Here is a 3614-nt window from a genome sequence, read left to right as displayed (position 1 = left end):
CCACAGCTGCCCGTCGGGCTCACCGCTCTCGAAGCGGCCGATGGAGCCGCCGTCCGGGTCGGGCGTGCCCGCGGTGATGCCGCACGCGCGCAGCGGTCTCGCGCGGACCGCCTCCACGGTCCGGGTGCCCGGGCCCGACTACGAACCGGCCCTGACCACGAGCCGGCTCGCCCACGGTCAGGGCGGGCCTGCGGACCGGCCGGCGCGGACCGCTCCGGGGTCCGGGGCCCGCCTGCGGACCCGCCCGCCTCCGGGCGGCGCGTCGTACGGACGCGCCGCCCGGAGCGGGGCCGTGGGGGATCTGCGCGGCCGAGCGCTCAGCGGCGCTTGGACTCCGCGTAGTTGGCCAGGAACAGCGCCTCGGTGACCGACATCCGCTCCAGCTCCTCGGGCGACACGCTCTCGTTCACTGCGTGGATCTGCGCCTCGGGTTCGCTCAGACCGATCAGCAGGATCTCCGCCTGCGGGTACAGGGCGGCGAGCGTGTTGCACAGCGGGATCGAGCCGCCCATGCCGGAGGCCTGCATCTCCTCGCCCGGGTACGCCACCCGCATCGCAGCCGCCATCGACGTGTACGCGGGGCTCGTCACATCCGCCTGGAAGGCCTGGCCCTGGCCGATCTGCTCCACCGCCACCCGCGCGCCCCAGGGCGTGTGCGCCTCCAGGTGTGCGGCCAGGAGCTTGGTCGCCTCGGCCGCGTCCTGGCCCGGCGGCACCCGAAGGCTGATCAGCGCACGCGCGCCCGCCTGGACCGAAGGTGTCGCGCCCACCACGGGCGGGCAGTCGATGCCGAGCACGGTGACGGCGGGCCGTGCCCAGATGCGGTCCGCGACCGAGCCTTCTCCGATCAGCCCCACACCGTCGAGGACCTTGGCGTCCCTGCGGAACTCCTCTTCCGGGTAGGCGATTCCGTCCCAGGTCGCGTCGGCGGCCAGCCCGTCGACGGTCGTCGAGCCGTCCTCGGCACGCAATGAGTCGAGCACGCGGATCAGGGCGGCCAGCGCGTCGGGTGCGGCACCACCGAACTGCCCGGAGTGCAGATTGCCCTCGAGGGTGTCGATCCGGACCCGCAGCAGTGTCATGCCCCGCAGACTGGCCGTCACCGTCGGCAGCCCGACCCGGAAGTTGCCGGTGTCGCCGATCACGACGGCGTCCGCGGTCAGCAGATCGGGGTGAGCCTCCGCGTACTGCTCGAGACCGCCCGTGCCCTGTTCCTCCGAGCCCTCGACGATGACCTTGATGTTCACGGGCACTCCGCCGTTGGCCTTGAGGGCGCGCAGCGCGAGCAGGTGCATGATGAACCCGCCCTTGCAGTCGGCGGCACCGCGTCCGTACCAGCGGCCGTCGCGTTCGGTGAGCTCGAACGGCGGGGAGAGCCAGGCCGCCTCGTCCAGCGGGGGCTGCACGTCGTAGTGCGCGTACAGCAGCACGGTCGGCGCGCCGGCCGGGCCGGGCAGGAAGCCGTAGACGGACTGGGTACCGTCCGGGGTGTCGAGGACGGCCACGTCCGTGAACCCCTCCGCCCCGAGCGCCCGCGCCACCCAGGCCGCCGCGGCCTCGCACTCGCTCTTGGGGAACTGCGCCGGGTCCGCCACCGATCGGAACGCCACCAGTTCCGTCAGCTCCGCCCGGGCGCGGGGCAGCAGTGACGCGACGGTCTCGGCGATCGGTACGGCGGTCATGGGCACGCTCCTCGGGGGCACGTCGTTGTGCGATGTGTGTACGGCGAATGTGTGGTCGATCCTCCCACAACGGGTGGGACACGACCGCGCCGTAGGATGCCGTCGAGAGCTTGGGCCACAGGTCGGATCGGGAGCAGAAGTACATCGTGAGCAGCGAGAACGATGCCACCGGAGCAGAGGCGGCAAAAGAGCTTGGCGACCACGTCTGGGACGTCGTCGTGGTCGGCGGAGGCCCCGCGGGGGCATCGGCGGCGTATGCGGCGGCGGTGACCGGCCGCAGAGTGCTCCTTCTGGAGAAGGCCGAACTGCCCCGTTACAAGACCTGCGGCGGCGGAATCATCGGACCGTCGCGCGACAGTCTTCCGCCCGGCTTCGAGCTGCCGCTGCGCGACAGGGTGCATGCCGTCACCTTCTCGCTCAACGGCAGGCTCGCACGCACCCGGCGCTCCAAGCGGATGCTCTTCGGGCTCATCAACCGGCCCGACTTCGACGCCGGCCTCGTCGAACAGGCACAGAAGGCGGGGGCGGTGCTGCGCACCGGCGCGACCGTCTCCCGTGTCGAACAGCACGGGCCCGCCGTGCCGGACCGGCGTACGGTCGCCGTGGTGCTCTCCGACGGGGAGACGATCCTGACCCGCGCGGTCGTCGGCGCTGACGGCAGCGCCGGCCGGATAGGCGCTCATGTCGGTGTGAAGCTCGACCAGGTGGATCTGGGTCTGGAGGCCGAGATTCCGGTCCCCGCGACGGTCGCGGAGGACTGGGAGGGCAGGGTGCTCATCGACTGGGGCCCGATGCCCGGCAGTTACGGCTGGGTGTTCCCCAAGGGGCAGACGCTGACCGTCGGTGTGATCTCGGCACGCGGCGAAGGCGCCGCCACCAAGCGGTATCTGGAGGACTTCATCGCCCGGCTGGGGCTCGCCGGCTTCGAGCCCGCCGTCTCGTCCGGCCATCTGACGCGCTGCCGCAGCGACGACTCGCCGCTGTCGCGGGGCCGGGTGCTGGTGTGCGGCGACGCGGCCGGGCTCCTCGAGCCGTGGACCAGGGAGGGCATCTCCTTCGCCCTGCGCTCCGGCAGGCTGGCGGGGGAGTGGGCGGTACGGATCGCCGAGGCCCACGACGCCGTCGACGCGCGCCGGCAGGCGTTGAACTACGCGTTCGCCGTCAAGTCCGGGCTGGGTGTCGAAATGGCGGTCGGGCGGCGCATGCTCGCCGTCTTCGAGCGCAGGCCGGGGCTGCTGCACGCCGTGCTCACGGGATTCCGGCCCGCGTGGAAGGCCTTCGCGGACATCACTCGCGGGTCGACGACGTTGGCGGGTTTGGTGCGTACCTACCCGTTGGCGCGGCGGGCGCTGGACATGCTGGACAAGCGGGCGTAGCGCGGTCGCCCGGCGGGCGGAACGGGTGGGAGTCCCGCGGGACCGCGCGGGACGGGTCGGGCGGGCGGCGTTCGGATGCGCGGCGGGCGCGTTCTGTCCCGGGGCGCGTCGGGTCGGTCGGGCACGTTTTGTCGCGCGGTGCGTCGGGCCGGTCGGGCGCACCGGGATGGTCGCGCGCGCCGGGTCCCGAGGCGTGTTCTGTCACATGGGCGCGCCGGGCCCCGTGGGCACGTCGGGTCCCCTCGTCACCGGGTGACGGTGATGCGGAAGACCGGGTGCTTGTGGGCCGCGGCGAGCAACTCCTCGTCGGTCGACTTGGCGTTGACGTCGCCGAAGAACCGGCCGACCTCCCACCCCCAGCGCTCGAGATAGGTGCGCAGCAGTTCCGGCTTCTGCTCGTCGGGCAGTTCCACGGCTGTGAACCGCTGCGTCCTGCGGCCGACTTGGAGTTGTCCGCCGCCCGCCGCCCGGAGGTTGCGGACCCACTGGGAGTGACCCCGGGCGGAGATCAGGTACGGGCCGCCGTCATAGGGGAGCCCCTTTATCATGCTGTGCG

Annotated in this window: 3 protein-coding genes; 1 reads left to right on the top strand and 2 read right to left on the bottom strand. The window is 72.6% G+C overall.

Features of this window, described 5'->3' with window-relative positions; translation table 11 throughout:
* Nucleotides 1-317: 317 nt before the first annotated feature.
* Nucleotides 318-1682 (bottom strand): dipeptidase, encoded by a 1365-nt coding sequence (locus ABZ070_RS36075; RefSeq protein WP_356640282.1) that lies wholly within the window; start codon nucleotides 1680-1682, stop codon nucleotides 318-320.
* A gap of 146 nt (nucleotides 1683-1828) precedes the next feature.
* Here ABZ070_RS36075 and ABZ070_RS36070 point away from each other — a divergent pair, with 146 nt between their 5' ends.
* Nucleotides 1829-3058: a geranylgeranyl reductase family protein gene (locus ABZ070_RS36070; protein ID WP_356640280.1), complete on the top strand. Its 1230-nt coding sequence runs from the start codon at nucleotides 1829-1831 to the stop codon at nucleotides 3056-3058.
* Nucleotides 3059-3303: 245 nt separating this feature from the next.
* On the opposite strand, the gene ABZ070_RS36065 is transcribed toward ABZ070_RS36070, so the two are convergent.
* The coding region (locus ABZ070_RS36065; RefSeq protein ID WP_356640278.1) for a nitroreductase/quinone reductase family protein at nucleotides 3304-3614 on the bottom strand (311 nt) is incomplete at its 5' end.

Source organism: Streptomyces sp. NPDC006283, from assembly GCF_040613325.1.
In the GTDB taxonomy this organism is placed as follows: domain Bacteria; phylum Actinomycetota; class Actinomycetes; order Streptomycetales; family Streptomycetaceae; genus Streptomyces.
Note: the sequence above shows the minus strand (reverse complement) of the source record. Positions and strands in the feature narration are given on the sequence as shown.

Bases quoted from the DNA above. Each gene is read 5' to 3' on its own strand.
- ABZ070_RS36075 (WP_356640282.1), bottom strand. From the start codon at position 1,682: ATGACCGCCGTACCGATCGCCGAGACCGTCGCGTCACTGCTGCCCCGC.